The sequence below is a fragment of the Rahnella sp. BIGb0603 genome (assembly GCF_024808755.1).
GTDB lineage: Bacteria > Pseudomonadota > Gammaproteobacteria > Enterobacterales > Enterobacteriaceae > Rahnella > Rahnella contaminans.
On record NZ_JANUEX010000003.1, the window covers coordinates 375,271 to 393,882 of the forward strand.

An 18,612-nucleotide genomic window follows, 5' to 3' on the forward strand; every position below is an offset into this window, starting at 1 on the left:
CGTCGTGCCGGACGCCTGTGATATGATGCGGACTTGTGAAAAATAAGAGACATCTCCATGTTTGAAGCCCTTAACCTGAGCTGCGTTCGCGATGAGCGGACCTTGTTTAGTGGCTTGAGTTTCACGGTTTTACCGGGCGAAATGGTGCAGATTGAAGGCAGGAACGGTGCCGGTAAAACCAGTTTGCTGCGTATTCTGGCCGGGCTGTCCTCTCCGGACGCCGGTGAAGTCCGCTGGCAGGGCGTCAATACCCGCCGTCAGCGCGATGTTTTTCATCAGGAACTTCTGTATCTCGGTCATCAGCCCGGCATAAAGTCAGTGCTTACTGCGTTTGAAAACCTTGCCTTCTATCTGTCTGTCAGCAGTCCGTCTGTTCGCGGTGACGCCGCATCGGAAGCTATTTATCAGGCACTCGAAAATGTCGGCCTGCTGGGTTACGAAGATGTCACGGTCGCGCAGATGTCCGCCGGGCAGCAACGGCGCGTGGCGCTGGCGCGTTTATGGCTGAGCAATGCGCCGCTGTGGATCCTCGATGAACCGCTGACTGCCATTGATAAGCAGGGTGTTGCGACGCTGATTGCGCTGTTCGAACAGCATGCGGAGCAGGGCGGAATGGTGCTGCTGACCACGCATCAGGATTTGCAGGGCGTTAACCGCGACGTGCGGAAAATCCGTCTGACCGGCGCAGAGCTGGCGTGACGCGAAAGGGAAAGAGACGGAATGTTTACTAAGGTTCTGAGCCGCGAACTGAAAATTGCTTTTCGAAAAAGCGCAGAAATTATCAACCCGCTGTGGTTTTTCCTGATTGTTATTACGCTGTTTCCGTTAGGAATTGGCCCGGAGCCAAAACTGCTTGCGCGGATCGCCCCCGGTATTGTCTGGGTTGCAGCGCTGTTATCGTCCCTGCTGGCGCTGGAAAGGTTGTTTCGCGATGACTATCTCGACGGCACGCTTGAGCAACTTTTGTTATTGCCCTCGCCGCTGGCACTCACGGTTCTGGGGAAAGTATGTGCTCACTGGGTGGTGACCGGTTTGCCGTTACTGATCCTGTCTCCGCTGATTGCCCTGTTACTTTCGCTGGATTTTGAGACCTGGAAAGCCGTCGCGCTGACGATTTTACTGGGGACGCCGACGCTGAGTTTTATCGGCGCCATCGGCGTGGCGCTCACCGTCGGGCTGCGCAAGGGTGGTGTGTTGCTGAGTCTGCTGGTTCTGCCGTTGTATATTCCGGTGCTGATTTTTGCCACCGGTGCTATTGATGCCGCGTCGATGTCGATGCCCATCGGCGGGTATCTGGCGATCCTCGGTGCGATGTTAGCGGGCAGTGCGACGCTTACGCCGTTTGCTACCGCAGCCGCATTAAGAGTCAGCGTTCACTAACCGTTTGTGTCTGTAAGTGCGCTGGCGCGGATTTATTTTACGTGCCGTTACAATAGAGAAGAAAAAACGCAACCTTTGACTAACATCACACTTCTCTATAGTGAACAATAGACATGCCAACAATAAGTGCGGGGAATTTCCTTCCGACCGCACAAGAGCCCACCGAGGTTCCACGGCAACCCACACAGTGACATTTTAAAGTGAGCAACGATAACAATGTGGAAATGGTTACATCAACTTGCGCGGCCTGAACGGCTTTACCACGTCTGTGGCCGGTTCATTCCGTGGCTCGGGCTTATCGGTATTGCCTGTCTGGTGATCGGCTGGGTTTGGGGTTTTGGCTATGCGCCGCCCGACTATCAGCAAGGTAACAGCTACCGGATTATGTACATTCACGTCCCGGCGGCGATCTGGTCGATGGGGATTTACAGCGCAATGGCCATTGCGGCATTCATCGGCCTGGTGTGGCAGATGAAAATGTCAGATCTGGCCGTTGCTGCGATGGCGCCGGTCGGTGCCGTTTTCACGTTTATCGCGCTGGTTACCGGCTCGGCCTGGGGCAAGCCGATGTGGGGCACCTGGTGGGTCTGGGATGCGCGTCTGACATCCGAACTTGTGCTGCTGTTCCTCTATCTCGGGGTGATTGCATTATATAACGCCTTTGACGATCGCCGTCTGGCGGGGCGCGCTGCGGGGATTCTGGTGCTGGTCGGCGTGGTCAATATTCCTATCATTCATTACTCCGTTCAGTGGTGGAACACGCTGCATCAGGGTTCCACCAACATGCAGCAAACTATCGACCCGAGTATGCGTTATCCGCTGCGCTGGGCGATTTTCGGTTATCTGTTCTTCTTTATTACTCTCACGCTGATGCGTTTACGCAACCTGATCCTGAATCAGGAGCGCCTGCGTCCGTGGGTGGCTGGCCTGCTGAAAAAGGAGCCTCGCGGATGAGCCCTGCATTCTCAAGCTGGCACGATTTTTTCGCCATGGGCGGATATGCCTTTTATGTCTGGCTGTCGGTGGCGGCAACCCTGATTTCCCTGATTGCGCTGGTGGTGCATACCCTCGTGCAGCATCGTCAGATTCTGGACGATGTGAAACGCCGTCAGGCTCGCGAAAAACGCATTAATCAGTCCACGTCTAAAAAACAGCAAGGCGCACAGACGTCACCGCTGGAACCGGACACATCCGGGGAGAAGTTATTGTGAATCCACGTCGTAAGAAGCGCCTGTCGCTGGCGCTGGTGGTGCTGATCGGCCTCGGCCTGAGTATTTCACTGGTGATGTATGCGCTGCGTTCCAACATTGATTTGTTCTATACACCGAGTGAAATCTTGCAGGGCAAAGGCGAAAACCACGAAATGCCGGAAGTCGGCCAGCGCCTGCGCATCGGCGGCATGGTGATGCCCGGTTCGGTAAAACGGGATCCGAAAAGCCTTCAGGTGAGCTTCAAGATTTATGATGCACGCGGCGCGATTGCGGTGACGTACAACGGCATTCTCCCGGACCTGTTCCGTGAAGGGCAGGGTGTGGTGGCGCAGGGGGTGATGGAGCCGGGGAATGTCGTGAATGCGATTCAGGTTCTGGCCAAACACGATGAAAAATATGTGCCGCCGGAAGTTGCCGACGCCATGAAAGAAAACCACAAAGGGCCCGCTTCTGCCTACGTGGGTAACGATAAAGGAAATAACCGCTCATGATGCCGGAACTGGGAACATTTGCACTCTGTCTGGCGTTAGGGCTGGCGGTTTTACTGAGTATTTACCCGCAATGGGGCGCGGCGCGACAGGATAACCGGATGATGGCGATGGCGCGTCCGCTATCGTACGGCATGTTCGCCTGCATCGTGCTGGCGTTTGCGATTCTGGTTCACGCGTTTGTGGTGAATGATTTTACCGTCGCGTATGTTGCTAACAATTCCAATACCCATTTGCCGGTGTATTACCGCGTGGCGGCCACCTGGGGCGCGCACGAAGGATCGCTGCTGTTATGGGTGTTGCTGCTGAGTTGCTGGACGCTGGCCGTTGCGTTGTTCAGCCGTCAGATGCCGCAAGATGCCGTGGCGCGCGTGCTCGCCGTGATGGGCATGATCACCGGCGGTTTCCTGCTGTTTATTCTGCTGACGTCGAATCCGTTTATCCGCTCTTTACCGAATTTCCCGGTGGATGGCAGTGACCTGAATCCGGTGTTGCAGGATATCGGGCTGATTTTCCATCCGCCATTGCTGTACATGGGTTACGTTGGTTTCTCGGTGGCATTCGCGTTTGCGATTGCTTCGCTGATGGCCGGACGGCTTGATACCGCGTGGGCGCGCTGGTCGCGTCCGTGGACCACGGCGGCGTGGGTGTTTCTGACCATCGGCATCGTGCTCGGTTCTGCGTGGGCATATTACGAATTAGGTTGGGGCGGCTGGTGGTTCTGGGATCCGGTCGAGAACGCCTCATTTATGCCGTGGCTGGCGGGAACCGCGCTTATTCACTCGCTCGCCGTGACTGAAAAACGCGGGACATTCAAAGCCTGGACGGTTCTGCTGGCGATCACCGCGTTCTCGCTGTGTCTGCTCGGGACTTTCCTGGTGCGTTCCGGTGTGCTGGTATCGGTTCACTCGTTCGCCTCAGATCCGGCGCGCGGCATGTTTATCCTCGCGTACTTAGTGATTGTTATCGGCGGCTCCTTGCTGCTGTACGCCTTTAAAGGCAACTCGGTGCGCGTACCGAGCCGTCATGAACTGCATTCGCGCGAAAGTTATCTGCTTGGCAATAATGTTTTGCTGGTCGCCGCCATGCTGGTGGTTTTGCTCGGCACGCTGTTACCGCTGATTCATAAACAGCTCGGGCTGGGCAGCATTTCCATCGGCGAACCGTTCTTTAATACGATGTTTACCTGGCTGATGGCGCCGCTGGCGCTGTTGTTAGGCATCGGCCCGCTGGTGCGCTGGCGTCGTGACGAACCGAGCAAAATGTGGCGTCGTCTGGGCGTTGCGCTGGTGGTGACGCTGATTCTGTCGATTCTTCTGCCGTGGTTGTTGCAGGACAAAATTGTTGGCATGACCGTTGTCGGCCTGCTGATGTCGGTGTGGGTGATTGTGCTGACGCTGATGGAGCTGCATGAACGCGCCACGCACCGTCATTCGTTCTGGCGCGGCCTGACCAAACTTTCCCGCAGCCACTGGGGCATGGTGCTCGGTCATCTGGGCGTGGCAGTCACGGTGATTGGTATTGCGTTCAGCCAGAATTACAGCGTTGAGCGCGATGTGCGCATGAAAGCCGGTGATACCGTGGATATTCATGATTATCACTTTGTCTTTCGTGACGTTCGCGACATTACCGGCCCGAACTATACCGGCGGTGAAGCGAACATCGACGTCACGCAGAACGGCAAAAAAGTCACCACGCTGCACGCGGAAAAACGCTTCTACAGCGTGGCGCGCAGCATGATGACCGAAGCTGCCATCGACGGTAATCTGGCGCGCGACTTGTACGCCGCGCTGGGCGAAGAGCTGGATGACGGCTCGTGGGCGGTGCGCTTGTACTACAAACCGTTTGTCCGCTGGATCTGGCTGGGCGGGCTCTTTATGGCTGCCGGCGGCGTGTTGTGTATTCTCGATCCGCGATACCGCATGAGCAAAAAACTGAAGAAACAAGGCAAGGCGGAGGCTGAAGCATGAACCGTAAACTTCTTTTTATTCCGCTGGTTCTGTTTCTGGCGCTGGCGGCGGCATTTTTAGTCCAGCTGACGCGCAACGCCAACGGCGATGATCCTACGTTGCTGGAATCTGCCCTGATCGGCAAACCGGTGCCGGTATTCAAGCTGGAATCGCTGGCGCAGGCCGGAAAAACTTACGATCAGTCAGTGCTGCGTGACGGCAAACCGATATTGCTGAACGTCTGGGCGACGTGGTGCCCGACCTGCCGCGCCGAACATGATTATCTCAATACCCTGGCGGCGAAAGGCGTACGTGTGGTGGGGCTGAACTACAAAGATGACCGGCAGAAAGCGGTGAACTGGCTGAATACGCTGGGCAATCCGTACATGCTGAGTCTGTACGACGGCGACGGAATGCTGGGGTTAGATCTCGGTGTGTACGGTGCGCCGGAAACTTTCCTGATCGACGGACAGGGCATTATCCGCTATCGCCATGCGGGTGATTTGAATGAGAAAGTCTGGCAGAGCGAAGTGTTGCCGTTGTACAAAAAATACGGTGGCAACGCATGAAAATCTTACGTGCATTGCCTGCGTTAATGCTCGGTGTGGCACTGAGCTTCAGCGCTTTCGCCGCCATCGATACCTATCAGTTTAAATCGCCACAGCAGGAGCAGGATTACCGCGAGATCACCGCGCAACTGCGCTGCCCGAAATGCCAGAACACCAATATTGCGGCGTCCGATTCAATTATCGCGGCGGATATGCGTACCAAAGTTTTCCAGTTGCTTGAGCAGGGCCAGAACAAACAGCAAATCGTGGCTTACATGGTCGCGCGTTATGGCAATTTTGTGACCTACGAACCGCCGGTAACGCCATCCACCTTTATATTGTGGCTCGGGCCGGTGCTGGTGGTCATTATCGGCGCGGTGATGATTTTTATGCGTTCCCGCCGTGGCGAAGTGCGTTTGAAAAATATGACCGAAGAAATGTCAGAACAAGAGAGACAGCGCCTGGCACAGTTACTTAAAGACAGCGACAGGACAGGATCATGAGTATTTTTTGGCTGTGTATTTTAGTGATGCTGGTGATCGCGCTGGCACTGTTTATTGTGCCGGTGATCCGCGGCGATCGCGCGGAACATACATCGCGCGATGCGCTGAACAAAGCGTTTTATCATCACCGTTTGAGTGAGCTTGAAGAAGACGAAGCGCAGGGCGTGGTGGATGAACGTCCGGCGCATATTCAGGAATTGCAGGAAAACTTGCTGACTGATATCCCTGACGGCTACGCACCGGCTGCATCACAACCGATCGGCCGCTGGACGCTGGTACCGGGTGCGATTTTGCTGGTGATCATCACGCTGGGCCTCTATTTATATGCGGGCGGATTAGGGCAGGTGAGTGCGTGGAATCAGGTGATGCAGCACATGCCTGATTTGCGTCATCGTATCGCGGATGATCACGGTACGCCGCTGACCGCAAGAGATGTGCAGGATTTAGGACTGGGATTACGGACCGATTTGCAGGCCGATCCGAAAAATGTGCAGGACTGGGTGATGCTTGGCCGCGTGGGGATGGCGCTCAATAACGCCGCTACGGCCACGCAGGCTTACGGCCATGCGTATGAACTGGCCCCGAATGATATGTCAGTAAAACTCGGTTATGCCGAAGTGTTAACCCGTTCGTCTGATCCGCAAGATAACCTTACCGGCGGCAATCTTTTACGCAGTATGCTGGAAAAATCTCAGGGTGATCTGCGTGTATTAAGCTTGCTGGCCTATAATGAATATGAACAAGGTCACTATCCGCAAGCTATTGGCGCGTGGGAAGTTATGCTGAAAATTCTGCCTGCGGGTGATAAACGGCTTGAGATGGTTCAGGCAAGCATTGAACAGGCAAAGCAGAAAGCGGGAATCGATCAGGTTAAACTGGCGGTAAACGTAACGCTTTCTGCGGATGCTCAGCAGAAACTTCCGCAGGATGGCACGGTCTTTATCTCGGTGACTGATGGCAGCAGTCCGGTGCCGGTTGCAGTGAAAAAGTTGCCGATGAGCCGCTTCCCGCTGGCGATTACCGTGGATGACAGCAACGCGATGATGCCGGAACGCTTGCTTTCTTCGCTGCATCAATTAAAAGTACGCGTTCGTATTTCACAAAACGGCCTGGCAACACCGGCCACAGGTGACTGGTACGGCGACAGTCCGCTGACCCATTTTGCCGGTAACGGCCAGGTCAGCATTGAAATTAATCAGCAGGTTCCTTAATCAGGAACCGACGATCAAAAACAGGGAGATATCCATGAACTTACGCCTGACTGGGCTGGCGTTTGCGACAGTTTTGCTGGTCGGTTGTGCCGGCACGTCCGGATCATCGGACAGCGAACAGCAGGGACGATCTGATCCGCTGGAAGGTTTCAACCGCGCGATGTTTAACTTCAACTTTAACTACATGGACCCGTATGTACTGCGTCCTGTGGCTGTTGCCTGGCGTGATTACGTGCCCCAACCGGCGCGTAACGGCACCAGTAATTTCCTGAGTAACCTTGATGAACCGGCCAGCATGGTGAACTCCTTGCTGAAAGGCGATCCGTACCGTGCGGCGATCCACTTCAACCGTTTCTTCCTTAATACCCTTCTGGGGATGGGCGGTCTGATTGATGTGGCGTCGATGGCGAACCCGAAACTGGCACGCGAAGAAGCGCAAGGATTCGGCAGTACGCTGGGACATTACGGGGTGGGTTACGGCCCGTACGTGATGTTGCCAGCTTACGGCAGTGCGACAATTCGTGATGAAGGTGGCGATCTGGTCGATGACCTGTATCCGATGCTCAGCTATCTGACCTTCTGGATGTCAGCCGGTAAGTGGGTATTGCAGGGCGTAGAAACCCGTGCTGAATTGCTCGATTCTGACGGCCTGATCCGAAACTCTTCCGACCCTTACCTGATGATCCGCGAAGCGTACTTCCAGCGCCATGACTTCCTGGCGAGAGGCGGTCAGCTGACGCCGCAGGTGAACCCGAATGCTGCACTGATTCAGGGTGATCTGAAGGATATCGATTCAGAGTAATCTTCTGATCAAGTTTATCCGTTTCAGATTCAGAGACAAAAAAAGCGCCTTTCGGCGCTTTTTTCATTTATGTGCTCTGTCGTGAAAACCGGTTAGAAGCTGTAGTTAAAGTTCGCACCGTACAACATCGCGGTACCTTTAGCCTGGAACTCATAGTTAGGCACGCCGTCAGCCACTTTCTCGCTGATATTCACAGTCTGGCCATGCATGTAAGACACACCGACATCGACGGAAGCATCTTTATTGAAGGCATAAGTGGTACCGGCTGAAATCCAGAAGCGGTCCTGATCCGGGATAGAAATGGTGCGGTTATCTGCCGGAACCGGGCTGTCATCGAAGGCAATACCGGTACGGAATGTCCAGTTATCATCGTAGTAATAGGTGGTACCCAACGCGATGCGGTAAGCATCATGGTAGCCTTCATCTTTCTGGAACAGGGTCTGGCCGTTAGACCCGGTGGCTTTCAGCTCCTGGAACTGGCTCCAACTGGTGTAAGCCAGGCTGTAGTGAATCGCCCATTTCGGTGCCACTTTGTTATAACCGGACAGTTCCCACATTTCTGGCAGGTTCAGGGTCAGGGAACCCGGAACGGTATGGCCGCCCGTGCCGCCTAACGCTTGCGGAATGCCGTTGCGGTATTCACCGTCGAAATCGATTTTGACTTCAGAGCGGTAGGTGAAACCGTAGCGGTTATTATCATCCACTTCATACAAGATACCGGCGTTCCAGCCGTAGCCCCATTCGTTGCCTTTCAGCTTAGCGGCTTCGGTATCTGCCGGCAGCAAACCGCCGGTTTTAAGCGGCACCAGTTCGCCCGCAGTACGGCGGATTTTCGCTTTCGCGTAGACGGCATCAAAGCCCACACCGAAGCTGAAATTCTGGTTCAAACGGTAAGCAACACTTAAGTTTGTGTTAACGGTGGTGAGGTCTGTTTCACCACCGATCGGGCCTGCCGGATAACTATCGTTAAATTCTGTCGCCAGACCGTAGTTAGACGTCGCAGATGCGCCGACCGCCCACTGGTCATCCAGCGGCATAATAAAGTGGATATTTGGCACCCACTGATTAGGCGCAATGTTACCTGCATCAGTACTGGCCCCGGTGACCGGGGATTTGCCCGTCACACTGACGTCCGGATCGACGTAAACCGCGCCCATAGAAAACGCCGGGCGGTTAAACATGGTCATGGTTGCCGGGTTACGGCTGCCGGATGCGGCGGTGTCAGCGATAGCACCTTCGCCTGAGAAAGAACGACCTAAACCCGCAGCAGTATATTCATTTAACTGAAAACCTGCTGCGTATACGTTGGAGGAAACAATTGCCACTGCAGCTGCCAGAGCTGATCTTTTAAACAGGTTTTTCTGGTTCATGACCAAAACCTCAATTTTATGTTTTTTATCAAACAATGTTACATGAAGTAACAATGAGCGCGGGATTGTAGGGTTCGTTATCAGTCTGACAAATCAGACCAGTGAGCGAAGTATAGGTCTGACCTGTGGTGTAGTTGCAATAATGTTTCATTGATATTTATAAAATGATGCAAGAAATTGGATCCACTTAACAAAAAACCAACAATAAAAGTTCAATTAAGAAACGTTAAAGTGATAACGATGACGTAGTTTTAATCGATTACTTACATATACGTGATCTGGATCACTTCAAAGGCACATAATAAGTAAGTGCTAGTGTGTTGTCAGAACGGCGGCGTAAAATACAGGCTGGAAATAAAACTTTATTCGCAAACAGGCCAGACGGTGGACGTTGCCGTTGATGCCGGGGAGAAAATTATGTCTGACGTAACCATGTCCTCTAAATCCACTCAACCTCTGCACTCCATTAACAAATGCGGCGCAGAAGAAACTGCGGCCTGCTGCTGTGTTGATGTGGGTACCATCATGGACAACACCGATTGCACCGCTTCTTACCTGCACGTTTTCGAAACCGAAGCGCAGGCCAAAGAAATGCTGCAAACTCTGACCGAACGCGCACGCGGCGTTGAATCGGAGCCGTGCGTAATTAACAGTAAGATTGAAAAAGTTGACGGTGGCGTTGAGCTGAAAGTGGATTTCACTTTCTCCTGCCAGGCAGAGACCATGATCTTCCAGCTCGGATTACGTTAATTAATTCTGCTTTTAAAATGCCGCTGCCAGACAGCGGTATTTTTTTGTCTGCTATTTTTTTACAGCTTCTTTCTTCTCACTCTCATTTCAGAAAAATTTGCTGTTGCTCGCACTTCAAACCCTTTCACTTTGCCAAATGTAAATACATAGTTAACACTGAGTTATCAGGTCTGACCTCTTAAGACCCTATTTACTCAGGAGCTTGTATGAACAAAGTCATTCCACTGGTTACGCGTGAAGGCGATCGCATTGCGATTGTTGATGGTTTGCGCACGCCGTTTGCCAAGCAGGCCACCGCCTATCACGGGATCCCCGCTGTGGATTTAGGTAAAACCGTGGTCAGCGAGCTGCTGGCGAAAAGTGGAATCGATCCGAAAGACATTGATCAGCTGGTGTTCGGACAGGTTGTCCAGATGCCCGAAGCGCCGAATATTGCGCGCGAAATTGTGCTCGGCACCGGAATGAATGTTTCGACCGACGCCTACAGCGTTTCCCGCGCCTGCGCGACCAGTTTTCAGGCGGTGGCGAACGTTGCCGAAAGTATTCTCAGCGGCACAGTGCGCGTCGGGATTGCGGGCGGGGCTGATTCCTCATCGGTGCTGCCGATTGGTGTCAGTAAACGTCTCGCCAGAGCACTGGTTGATGTCAATAAAGCGCGTACGCTGTCGCAGCGTCTTGCGATTTTCAGCAAACTGAAATTACGCGATCTGCTGCCGGTTCCTCCGGCGGTGGCGGAATATTCCACTGGCCTGCGCATGGGTGATACCGCTGAACAAATGGCAAAAAGCCACGGGATTTCCCGCGAACAGCAGGATGAGCTGGCGCACCGTTCGCACACGCTGGCCGCGCTGGCCTGGGAACAGGGTTATCTGAGCTCACAGGTGATGGCGGCGCAGGTTCCGCCTTATCGTGAAGTGCTGCAAAAAGACAACAACATCCGCCTGAATTCAGAAATCGGGCAGTACGCGAAACTGCGTCCGGCATTTGACCGTAAACACGGAACCGTGACGGCGGCAACCAGTACGCCGCTCACCGACGGTGCCGCCGCCGTTCTGATGATGAGCGAATCCCGCGCCCGTGAATTAGGGCTTGAGCCGCTGGGCTATCTGAAGAGCTTTGCGTTTTCCGCTATTGACGTCTGGGAAGACATGCTTCTCGGCCCGGCATACGCCACGCCGCTGGCGTTAGATCGCGCCGGGCTGACGCTGGCGGATCTGGATCTGATTGATATGCATGAAGCCTTTGCCGCGCAGACGCTGGCAAATATCAAAATGCTGGCCAGTGATGAATTCGCCCGCGAAAAACTGGGGCGCAGTCAGGCAGTTGGCGAAATCGACTGGGATAAATTCAACGTTTTAGGCGGTTCGCTGGCCTACGGCCATCCGTTTGCCGCAACCGGCGCACGGATGATCACGCAAACGCTGCATGAATTACGCCGTCGCGGCGGAAAATACGGGCTGACCACCGCCTGCGCCGCCGGGGGCCTGGGTGCCGCAATGATTCTGGAGGCAGCGCAATGAGGGACAACATGGACAATTCCGTGCTGGCAGAACAGTCATCCGCAGAACCGGTTTCTGCATTCTCGCTGATGTTTACGGCAGAACATGTGGGCATCATCACCATTGATGTTCCCGGTGAAAAAGTGAATACCCTGAAGGCTGAATTTGCTCAGCAAATCTGCGCTATTTTGCAAAAAGCGCAGCAATATCCGAATCTGAAAGGTCTGGTGCTGGTTTCCGGTAAAAGCGATTCATTTATTGCCGGTGCCGACATCACGATGATTTCCGGCTGCAAAACGGCGGCTGAAGCCAGCGAACTGGCGCAAAAAGGCCAGACGGTGATGTCGCAGATAGCCTCGTTTTCCGTGCCGGTTGTGGCGGCTATTCACGGTGCCTGCCTGGGTGGCGGACTCGAACTGGCGCTGGCGTGCCATTCCCGCGTCTGTTCCCTTGATGATAAAACTCAGCTCGGCCTGCCGGAAGTTCAGCTCGGGCTGTTACCCGGTTCGGGCGGCACGCAGCGTTTGCCGCGGTTAATCGGTGCGCCGAAAGCGCTGGATATGATGCTCACCGGGCGCAGCATTCGCGCGAAACAGGCGCTGAGAATGGGGCTGGTGGACGACGCCGTGCCTTATTCTATTTTGCTGAAAACGGCGCTGGAACGTGTCGCCAAAGGTCGCAAATCCCGGCCACCTTTGCCGTGGCAGGCGCGGCTGGCGGGCGGTCCGCTGGGAAAAAGCCTGTTGTTCTCTTTTGTGCGTAAACAGACCCGCGCAAAAACGCACGGTAATTATCCGGCCACGGAAAAAATCATTGATGTGGTGAAAACCGGTCTCGATCAGGGCAGCGGAAACGGCTATCAGGCCGAAGCCAAGGCGTTTGGCGAACTGGTGATGACGCCGCAATCTGCCGCGCTTCGCGGTTTATTCTTTGCCTCGACGGCGCTGAAAAAAGAAAAAGGCGCTCACGCTGAGCCGTTGCCGGTCCACCGCGTCGGTATCCTGGGTGGCGGGCTGATGGGCGGCGGTATTGCGAATGTCACCGCGACCCGCGCCGGGCTGCCGGTGCGGATTAAAGATATTAATCAGGAAGGCATCCGCCATGCGCTGAAATACAGCTGGGATCTGCTGGAGAAAAAAGTCCGCAGCCGCAGGCTCACCCGTAACGAACAGCAGCGGCAGATGATGCTGATTTCGGGGACTACGGATTACAGCGGTTTTTCGCAGATTGATATTGTGGTGGAAGCGGTATTTGAAGACCTTGCGCTCAAGCAATCCATGGTAGCGGAGATCGAGAAAAATGCGGTACCGCGTACCATATTTGCTTCAAACACCTCTTCTTTGCCGATTCATCTGATTGCGGAAAAGGCCACAAGGCCTGATCAGGTTATCGGCCTGCATTATTTTAGCCCGGTAGACAAAATGCCGCTGGTGGAAGTTATTCCCCATGCGGGCACCAGTGCGCAGACGATTTCGACCACGGTCTCGCTGGCGAAGAAACAGGGGAAAACGGCAATTGTGGTCGGTGACAGCGCCGGGTTCTACGTAAACCGCATTCTTGCTCCTTATATCAACGAAGCGGCACGCTGCCTGCTGGCTGGTGAGCCTGTCGATCACATCGATAATGCGCTGGTGAACTTTGGTTTTCCGGTCGGGCCAGTTCAGCTTCTCGACGAAGTGGGCATTGATGTCGGCACTAAAATTGGCCCGATTCTGGTGGAGGCGTTTGGCGATCGTTTTGCCGCCCCATCCGGCTTTGATGCAGTCCTGCACGATGACCGCAAAGGCCGTAAAAATGGCAAAGGTTTTTATCTCTACGGCCAGAAAGGGCGTGGGGCGAAGAAAAAACAGGTCGATCCGTCGGTCTATCGTTTACTGAATGTCACGCCAAAAGCTCAGCAGTCAGGCGAAGAGATCGCACAGCGCTGCGTCATGCTGATGCTGAATGAAGCCGTCCGCTGCCTGGATGAAAATGTTATCCGCAGTGCGCGTGATGGTGATCTCGGGGCAGTCTTTGGTATTGGTTTTCCGCCGTTTCGTGGCGGGCCGTTCCGTTACATCGACACGCTCGGTGCTGCCACCGTGGTGAAAACGCTGGAACAACTGGCCCAGCGTTACGGTGAGCATTTCACGCCGTGCGACGCTCTGGTACGCAGGGCGGAGCAGGGCGAACGTTTTTATCCAGCGAAGGGCACCAGCGAAAAGGTCAGTAAAGTGTGACTGTGGTCACTGCTTATTACTGAGTTTCGCGGGAATCTGGAATGGATCCTGCTTGTGGCCAGACAAGGCCTGCGGGATCTTTTTTATAGTGAGACTGACTTTGTACAGAAACGATCCCAACCGATTGATCTACAACCGGAGTGGTTAAATAATCGCCTGAATAGTTTACAAGCGGTAAGTGTTGGTGTAAAAAACAGCGTTTTCTTTACGTGAACTTTCAGGCAAAATGCCCGACCGCTGATACTTACCATGCAAAGCATGTGGGCACAGCCGGTTAAGTGGATGTACTGCCTTACAGCTATCTTGTAATGAGAAAGGTCATTTTAAACATGATGAAAAACAGCTGGGCAATGGGTAATACAGCACGCACGGCGTTTCTGTATAGCGCTATTTTTGTTAACAAAAGCGGTGCAATATGCAAGTTGTAATTATGCGTCACGGTGATGCAGTTCTCGAAGCTGCCAGCGATTCAGTTCGCCCGTTAAGCGAATGCGGATGTGACGAATCAGTCCATATGGCGGCCTGGCTGAATGGTCGTGGCGTCAAAATAGATCGCGTCCTGGTCAGTCCGTACCTGCGTGCGCAGCAGACGCTTGAAAAAGTTCGCCAGTGTCTGTCTCTGCCTGAAAACGTAGAAATTGATATTCTCAAAGAGCTGACGCCGGGCGGTGATCCTGCTCTGGTCGCCAGTGAACTGCAACATCTGGCGCTGACCGGCGTCAGCGCTGTGCTGGTGGTTTCCCACCTGCCGCTGGTCGGCTATCTGGTCGCAGAATTGTGCCCGGGAGTTTGCCCGCCGATGTTCGCCACCTCTGCCATGGCAAGTGTGGAGTTGAATGCGCAAACCGGGCAGGGCAGCTTTGACTGGCAGTTTAGTCCGTGCCAGGTCATGGCTAAGGTTTAGTTTTCCGGGACGGAAAGCTAAACAAAGAAAGGCACAGCTTCGGCTGTGCCTTTCTCGTTTCTTGAAATCGATGTTTGTACGGGGTCAGCTTATTTTGTCGTCCAGTTCCACCAGCACCAGCAGGGCAGCGGTGCCACCCAGTTCTTTCGGGGCCTGATGGAACGCTTCGACGTCCGGATGTTGCGCCAGCCAAAGCGGGGTTTGCTGTTTGAGAATATGTTTGCCGTGACCGTGCATCACACAGGCGCAGTGAACATGTTCGCGGCGGCAGGCGGCGATCAGCGCCCCTAATTCCTGCTTGGCTTCTTTCTGCGTTAAACCGTGCAAATCAAGAAACAGCTCGGGGGAATAATCTCCGCGGCGCAATTTCTTCAATTCAAAATGGCTGACGTCTGGCCGGATGTGACGAACCGGGCCTTCTTCCTGCAGCATCGGCTGGAATTCATCAGAAAAATAATAACTGGCGTCCACCTGCTCCTGAATCAGCTTTTTTGGTGACAACTCTGACACTTTTTTTCGCAACGGACGGTGAGTAATTGTATCGTTTTTCAGGCGCTTGACGCCCGGAACGGCTTCACGAAACAGGGCCGCTTCCTCCGGGCTCAGTCGGTGTTTTTTCTTCATTTTTTTATCGTCATTTTCGCTCAATTCCGACAGTGTACCTTCCGCCACCCTGCGGTTTAAAGAAAACTCAGGGTTAAATTCTTCGAGGCGTCGCGCAAGTGCGTTGACTAGCTACTGATTTGTGGCGGGCTTCGTGGCAAACTATGCGGAAAATTACGGGTTAAACGTCTGTTAAAAACCCTGTACTGCCTGGAGAACAAAATTGGACAAAATTTTCGTCGACGAAGCCGTCAGTGAACTGCATACCATTCAGGACATGCTGCGCTGGACCGTCAGCCGCCTCAATGCGGCCAATGTTTATTACGGTCACGGCACCGATAATCCGTGGGACGAAGCCGTGCAGCTGGTTTTGCCAAGCGTGTTTTTACCGCTCGACATTCCTGAAGACATGCACACGGCGCGTCTGACCTCCAGTGAGCGTCATCGTATTGTTGAGCGCGTGATCCGCCGCGTCAACGAGCGCATTCCGGTCGCCTATCTGACCAACAAAGCCTGGTTCTGCGACATGGAATTTTATGTCGATGAGCGCGTTCTGGTGCCGCGTTCACCGATTGGTGAACTGATTAGCCACCGCTTCTCCGGCATTTTGCACGACAAACCTCAGCACATCCTCGACATGTGTACCGGCAGCGGCTGTATTGCGATTGCCTGTGCTTATGCTTTCCCGGAAACGGAAGTGGACGCCGTGGATATTTCTGCAGACGCGCTGGCCGTGGCCGAGCGCAATATCGACACGCACGGTATCGAGAACTGGGTTACACCAATCCGTTCTGACCTGTTCCGTGAACTGCCGCCGCTGCAATACGACCTGATCGTCACGAACCCGCCGTACGTTGACGAAGAAGACATGTCCGATTTGCCGCAGGAATACCGCCACGAACCGGTGCTCGGTCTGGCCTCCGGCAGCGATGGCCTGAAACTGACCCGCCGCATTCTGGCCTGCGCGCCGGATTACCTGACCGATGACGGCGTGCTGATTTGTGAAGTGGGCAACAGCATGGTACATCTGATGGATCAATATCCTGAGATCCCGTTCACCTGGCTGGAGTTTGAAAACGGCGGTGACGGCGTCTTCATGCTGACTAAACAGCAACTGCTTGATTGTGCAGAAGAGTTCCGCGCTTACCGCGACTAAACACCCTGTTGACCGGCTGTTCGTCAGCCGGTCATTTTGCAAATAAACAACTTATTAATGGTTAAGGAGCCGTGATGGCAGGGAACAGTATTGGGCAGTTTTTCCGCGTCACCACCTTCGGCGAATCTCACGGTGTGGCACTCGGCTGCATCATTGACGGCGTACCGCCGGGCATCTCGCTGACAGAAGCAGATCTTCAACACGACCTCGACCGTCGTCGTCCGGGAACCTCGCGTTACACCACGCAGCGCCGTGAAGCGGATGAAGTCAAAATCCTGTCCGGCGTCTTTGAAGGCGTGACGACGGGCACCAGCATCGGCCTGATTATCCAGAATACCGATCAGCGCTCGCAGGATTACAGCGCGATCAAAGACGTATTCCGTCCTGGCCATGCCGATTACACCTACGAACAAAAATACGGCGTACGCGACTATCGCGGCGGCGGGCGTTCTTCTGCCCGTGAAACCGCAATGCGCGTGGCCGCAGGCGCGGTAGCGAAGAAATACCTGCTCGAAAAATTCGGCGTTAAAGTGCGCGGCTATATGTCCCAGATGGGCGACATTCACTGTGAACTGAAAGACTGGGATCTGGTCGAAACCAACCCGTTCTTCTGCCCGGATGAAAGCAAGCTGGAAGCGCTGGACGAACTGATGCGCGCGCTGAAAAAAGAAGGCGACTCGATTGGTGCCAAAATTACCGTGGTTGCCGAGCATGTTCCGGTTGGCCTTGGCGAGCCGGTATTCGACCGTCTTGATGCAGATCTGGCGCATGCGCTGATGAGCATTAACGCCGTGAAAGGCGTGGAAATCGGTGACGGTTTTGCCGTAGTCAGCAAACGTGGCAGCGAAAACCGTGACGAAATTACGCCAAACGGTTTTGAAAGCAACCATGCAGGTGGCATTCTCGGCGGGATCAGCAGCGGCCAGCCGGTGGTTGCGCATCTGGCGCTGAAACCGACGTCCAGCATCACCGTTCCGGGACGCACTATTAACCGTGAAGGCGAGCAGGTTGAGATGATCACCAAAGGCCGTCACGATCCGTGCGTGGGGATCCGCGCTGTGCCGATCGCCGAAGCCATGATGGCGATTGTGCTGATGGATCACCTGCTGCGTCAGCGTGCCCAGAACGGCGACGTTCATTCCACCGTGCCACGCTGGTAAGCCTTCGATGAAATTCTTACGTAACGTTCCTGCGTTTAAAACCGCCTGCGCCAGTCTTCTGGCGCTTGCGCTTTGCGCACCGGCCATGGCGGCAACGCCCTGGCAGAAAATTACTCAACCGATTTCCGGCGCGCCGCAGGCAGTGGGAAGTTACGCCAACGGATGTCAGATTGGCGCACAACCTTTGCCGCTGAATTCACCGGATTATCAGGTAATGCGTACCGATCAGCGTCGTTATTTCGGCCAGCCAGATTTACTGGCGTTCATCACGCGACTCGGTACTCAGGCACAGCAAAAAGGGCTGGGTACCATGCTGGTCGGCGATATGGCGATGCCTGCGGGCGGGCGTTTTAGCAGCGGCCATGCCAGCCATCAGTCCGGGCTGGATGTGGATATCTGGCTGCAACTGCCGCGTCAGCGCTGGAGCGAGCAGATGCTGCTCAAACCACAGCCTATCGATCTGGTCAGTGCTAATGGCAAATCTATTGTGCCGAGCCAGTGGCAACCGCGTATCGAAACGCTGATCAAAATGGCCGCGCAGGATAAAGACGTGGTGCGTATTTTTGTGAATGCGGCGATCAAACAACAGCTTTGTCAGGATGCGGGTGCAGACCGTGAATGGCTGCACAAAGTGCGTCCGTGGTTTGGCCATCGTGCGCATATGCATGTGCGTCTGCGTTGCCCTGCGGGGAGCACCGAATGTGAAAATCAGGCTCCGCCTCCTCCGGGTGACGGATGTGGTGCCGAGCTGCAAAGCTGGTTCCTGCCACCGAAACCTTCGACAGGTAAACCGGTGAAATCTGAGCCACCTCCGCTGCCGCCAACTTGTCAGGCGCTGCTGGATAAACACGTTCTTTAA

Annotated in this window: 19 protein-coding genes; 17 read left to right on the plus strand and 2 right to left on the minus strand. The window is 54.4% G+C overall.

The genetic code is table 11. The features are described 5' to 3' along the window. Positions 1 to 57: 57 nt before the first annotated feature. The 10 genes from ccmA to mlaA all read left to right on the plus strand — a co-directional run bounded on the left by ccmA (position 58) and on the right by mlaA (position 8,092). Positions 58 to 699 (plus strand): cytochrome c biogenesis heme-transporting ATPase CcmA, encoded by a 642-nt coding sequence (gene ccmA / locus M2403_RS10235; protein WP_152324425.1) that lies wholly within the window; start codon positions 58 to 60, stop codon positions 697 to 699. Between the two features lie 21 nt (positions 700 to 720). Beyond that, positions 721 to 1,380 carry a heme exporter protein CcmB gene (gene ccmB / locus M2403_RS10240; protein WP_152324424.1) on the plus strand — a complete coding sequence of 220 codons (660 nt, stop codon included), beginning with the start codon at positions 721 to 723 and terminating at the stop codon, positions 1,378 to 1,380. 216 nt (positions 1,381 to 1,596) lie between these two features. Continuing rightward, on the plus strand, positions 1,597 to 2,334 hold the full coding sequence (locus M2403_RS10245; RefSeq protein ID WP_152324423.1) for a heme ABC transporter permease: 738 nt from the start codon (positions 1,597 to 1,599) through the stop codon (positions 2,332 to 2,334). Next, on the plus strand, positions 2,331 to 2,591 hold the full coding sequence (gene ccmD, locus M2403_RS10250) for a heme exporter protein CcmD (protein ID WP_152324422.1): 261 nt from the start codon (positions 2,331 to 2,333) through the stop codon (positions 2,589 to 2,591). The genes M2403_RS10245 and ccmD overlap by 4 nt, the downstream gene beginning before the upstream one ends. Continuing rightward, positions 2,588 to 3,082 (plus strand): cytochrome c maturation protein CcmE, encoded by a 495-nt coding sequence (ccmE, locus tag M2403_RS10255; protein ID WP_101076162.1) that lies wholly within the window; start codon positions 2,588 to 2,590, stop codon positions 3,080 to 3,082. Before ccmD ends, ccmE begins: the two co-directional genes overlap by 4 nt. Continuing rightward, on the plus strand, positions 3,079 to 5,049 hold the full coding sequence (locus M2403_RS10260; RefSeq protein ID WP_259229086.1) for a heme lyase CcmF/NrfE family subunit: 1,971 nt from the start codon (positions 3,079 to 3,081) through the stop codon (positions 5,047 to 5,049). Before ccmE ends, M2403_RS10260 begins: the two co-directional genes overlap by 4 nt. Then, positions 5,046 to 5,597 (plus strand): DsbE family thiol:disulfide interchange protein, encoded by a 552-nt coding sequence (locus tag M2403_RS10265; RefSeq protein WP_152324420.1) that lies wholly within the window; start codon positions 5,046 to 5,048, stop codon positions 5,595 to 5,597. The genes M2403_RS10260 and M2403_RS10265 overlap by 4 nt, the downstream gene beginning before the upstream one ends. After that, positions 5,594 to 6,079 (plus strand): cytochrome c-type biogenesis protein, encoded by a 486-nt coding sequence (locus M2403_RS10270; protein WP_152324419.1) that lies wholly within the window; start codon positions 5,594 to 5,596, stop codon positions 6,077 to 6,079. Before M2403_RS10265 ends, M2403_RS10270 begins: the two co-directional genes overlap by 4 nt. Next, positions 6,076 to 7,290: a c-type cytochrome biogenesis protein CcmI gene (gene ccmI, locus M2403_RS10275; RefSeq protein WP_165058346.1), complete on the plus strand. Its 1,215-nt coding sequence runs from the start codon at positions 6,076 to 6,078 to the stop codon at positions 7,288 to 7,290. The genes M2403_RS10270 and ccmI overlap by 4 nt, the downstream gene beginning before the upstream one ends. 34 nt (positions 7,291 to 7,324) lie before the next feature. Beyond that, positions 7,325 to 8,092 (plus strand): phospholipid-binding lipoprotein MlaA, encoded by a 768-nt coding sequence (mlaA, locus tag M2403_RS10280; protein WP_152324417.1) that lies wholly within the window; start codon positions 7,325 to 7,327, stop codon positions 8,090 to 8,092. Positions 8,093 to 8,184: 92 nt separating this feature from the next. Here mlaA and fadL read toward each other — a convergent pair whose 3' ends face one another. Further along, complete coding sequence (fadL, locus tag M2403_RS10285) at positions 8,185 to 9,462, minus strand: long-chain fatty acid transporter FadL (protein ID WP_152324416.1); 1,278 nt, start codon at positions 9,460 to 9,462, stop codon at positions 8,185 to 8,187. Between the two features lie 417 nt (positions 9,463 to 9,879). Between fadL and M2403_RS10290 the strand changes: the two genes are divergently transcribed. From M2403_RS10290 to sixA, 4 genes are all read left to right on the plus strand, one after another. Continuing rightward, entirely contained in the window at positions 9,880 to 10,212 is a 333-nt protein-coding gene (locus tag M2403_RS10290; RefSeq protein WP_259229087.1) for a YfcZ/YiiS family protein, read from the plus strand. Between the two features lie 206 nt (positions 10,213 to 10,418). After that, the gene (gene fadI / locus M2403_RS10295) at positions 10,419 to 11,732 is read left to right on the plus strand and encodes an acetyl-CoA C-acyltransferase FadI (RefSeq protein ID WP_165058342.1); all 1,314 of its coding nucleotides are present in this window, start codon (positions 10,419 to 10,421) and stop codon (positions 11,730 to 11,732) included. Further along, entirely contained in the window at positions 11,729 to 13,930 is a 2,202-nt protein-coding gene (gene fadJ / locus M2403_RS10300) for a fatty acid oxidation complex subunit alpha FadJ (protein WP_259229088.1), read from the plus strand. The genes fadI and fadJ overlap by 4 nt, the downstream gene beginning before the upstream one ends. A gap of 415 nt (positions 13,931 to 14,345) precedes the next feature. Beyond that, positions 14,346 to 14,834, plus strand: a complete 489-nt coding sequence (gene sixA / locus M2403_RS10305; RefSeq protein WP_152324413.1) for a phosphohistidine phosphatase SixA — start codon at positions 14,346 to 14,348, stop codon at positions 14,832 to 14,834. Between the two features lie 84 nt (positions 14,835 to 14,918). On the opposite strand, the gene smrB is transcribed toward sixA, so the two are convergent. Continuing rightward, positions 14,919 to 15,458 carry an endonuclease SmrB gene (gene smrB, locus M2403_RS10310; protein WP_104924666.1) on the minus strand — a complete coding sequence of 180 codons (540 nt, stop codon included), beginning with the start codon at positions 15,456 to 15,458 and terminating at the stop codon, positions 14,919 to 14,921. Positions 15,459 to 15,660: 202 nt separating this feature from the next. Between smrB and prmB the strand changes: the two genes are divergently transcribed. From prmB to mepA, 3 genes are all read left to right on the plus strand, one after another. After that, positions 15,661 to 16,593, plus strand: coding sequence for a 50S ribosomal protein L3 N(5)-glutamine methyltransferase (gene prmB / locus M2403_RS10315; protein ID WP_152324412.1), 933 nt, complete (start codon positions 15,661 to 15,663; stop codon positions 16,591 to 16,593). A 74-nt stretch (positions 16,594 to 16,667) separates the two neighbouring features. Then, positions 16,668 to 17,753: a chorismate synthase gene (gene aroC, locus M2403_RS10320; protein WP_152324411.1), complete on the plus strand. Its 1,086-nt coding sequence runs from the start codon at positions 16,668 to 16,670 to the stop codon at positions 17,751 to 17,753. Between the two features lie 85 nt (positions 17,754 to 17,838). Next, positions 17,839 to 18,612 (plus strand): penicillin-insensitive murein endopeptidase, encoded by a 774-nt coding sequence (gene mepA / locus M2403_RS10325; RefSeq protein ID WP_101076466.1) that lies wholly within the window; start codon positions 17,839 to 17,841, stop codon positions 18,610 to 18,612.

Excerpts from the sequence above, each read along its gene's own strand:
- ccmA (WP_152324425.1), top strand. The coding sequence starts at position 58 with ATGTTTGAAGCCCTTAACCTGAGCTGCGTTCGCGATGAGCGGACCTTG.
- ccmB (WP_152324424.1), top strand. The coding sequence starts at position 721 with ATGTTTACTAAGGTTCTGAGCCGCGAACTGAAAATTGCTTTTCGAAAA.
- M2403_RS10245 (WP_152324423.1), top strand. The coding sequence starts at position 1,597 with ATGTGGAAATGGTTACATCAACTTGCGCGGCCTGAACGGCTTTACCAC.
- ccmD (WP_152324422.1), top strand. The coding sequence starts at position 2,331 with ATGAGCCCTGCATTCTCAAGCTGGCACGATTTTTTCGCCATGGGCGGA.
- M2403_RS10260 (WP_259229086.1), top strand. The coding sequence starts at position 3,079 with ATGATGCCGGAACTGGGAACATTTGCACTCTGTCTGGCGTTAGGGCTG.
- M2403_RS10265 (WP_152324420.1), top strand. The coding sequence starts at position 5,046 with ATGAACCGTAAACTTCTTTTTATTCCGCTGGTTCTGTTTCTGGCGCTG.
- M2403_RS10270 (WP_152324419.1), top strand. The coding sequence starts at position 5,594 with ATGAAAATCTTACGTGCATTGCCTGCGTTAATGCTCGGTGTGGCACTG.
- ccmI (WP_165058346.1), top strand. The coding sequence starts at position 6,076 with ATGAGTATTTTTTGGCTGTGTATTTTAGTGATGCTGGTGATCGCGCTG.
- mlaA (WP_152324417.1), top strand. The coding sequence starts at position 7,325 with ATGAACTTACGCCTGACTGGGCTGGCGTTTGCGACAGTTTTGCTGGTC.
- fadL (WP_152324416.1), bottom strand. The coding sequence starts at position 9,462 with ATGAACCAGAAAAACCTGTTTAAAAGATCAGCTCTGGCAGCTGCAGTG.
- M2403_RS10290 (WP_259229087.1), top strand. The coding sequence starts at position 9,880 with ATGTCTGACGTAACCATGTCCTCTAAATCCACTCAACCTCTGCACTCC.
- fadI (WP_165058342.1), top strand. The coding sequence starts at position 10,419 with ATGAACAAAGTCATTCCACTGGTTACGCGTGAAGGCGATCGCATTGCG.
- fadJ (WP_259229088.1), top strand. The coding sequence starts at position 11,729 with ATGAGGGACAACATGGACAATTCCGTGCTGGCAGAACAGTCATCCGCA.
- sixA (WP_152324413.1), top strand. The coding sequence starts at position 14,346 with ATGCAAGTTGTAATTATGCGTCACGGTGATGCAGTTCTCGAAGCTGCC.
- smrB (WP_104924666.1), bottom strand. The coding sequence starts at position 15,458 with ATGAAGAAAAAACACCGACTGAGCCCGGAGGAAGCGGCCCTGTTTCGT.
- aroC (WP_152324411.1), top strand. The coding sequence starts at position 16,668 with ATGGCAGGGAACAGTATTGGGCAGTTTTTCCGCGTCACCACCTTCGGC.
- mepA (WP_101076466.1), top strand. The coding sequence starts at position 17,839 with ATGGCGGCAACGCCCTGGCAGAAAATTACTCAACCGATTTCCGGCGCG.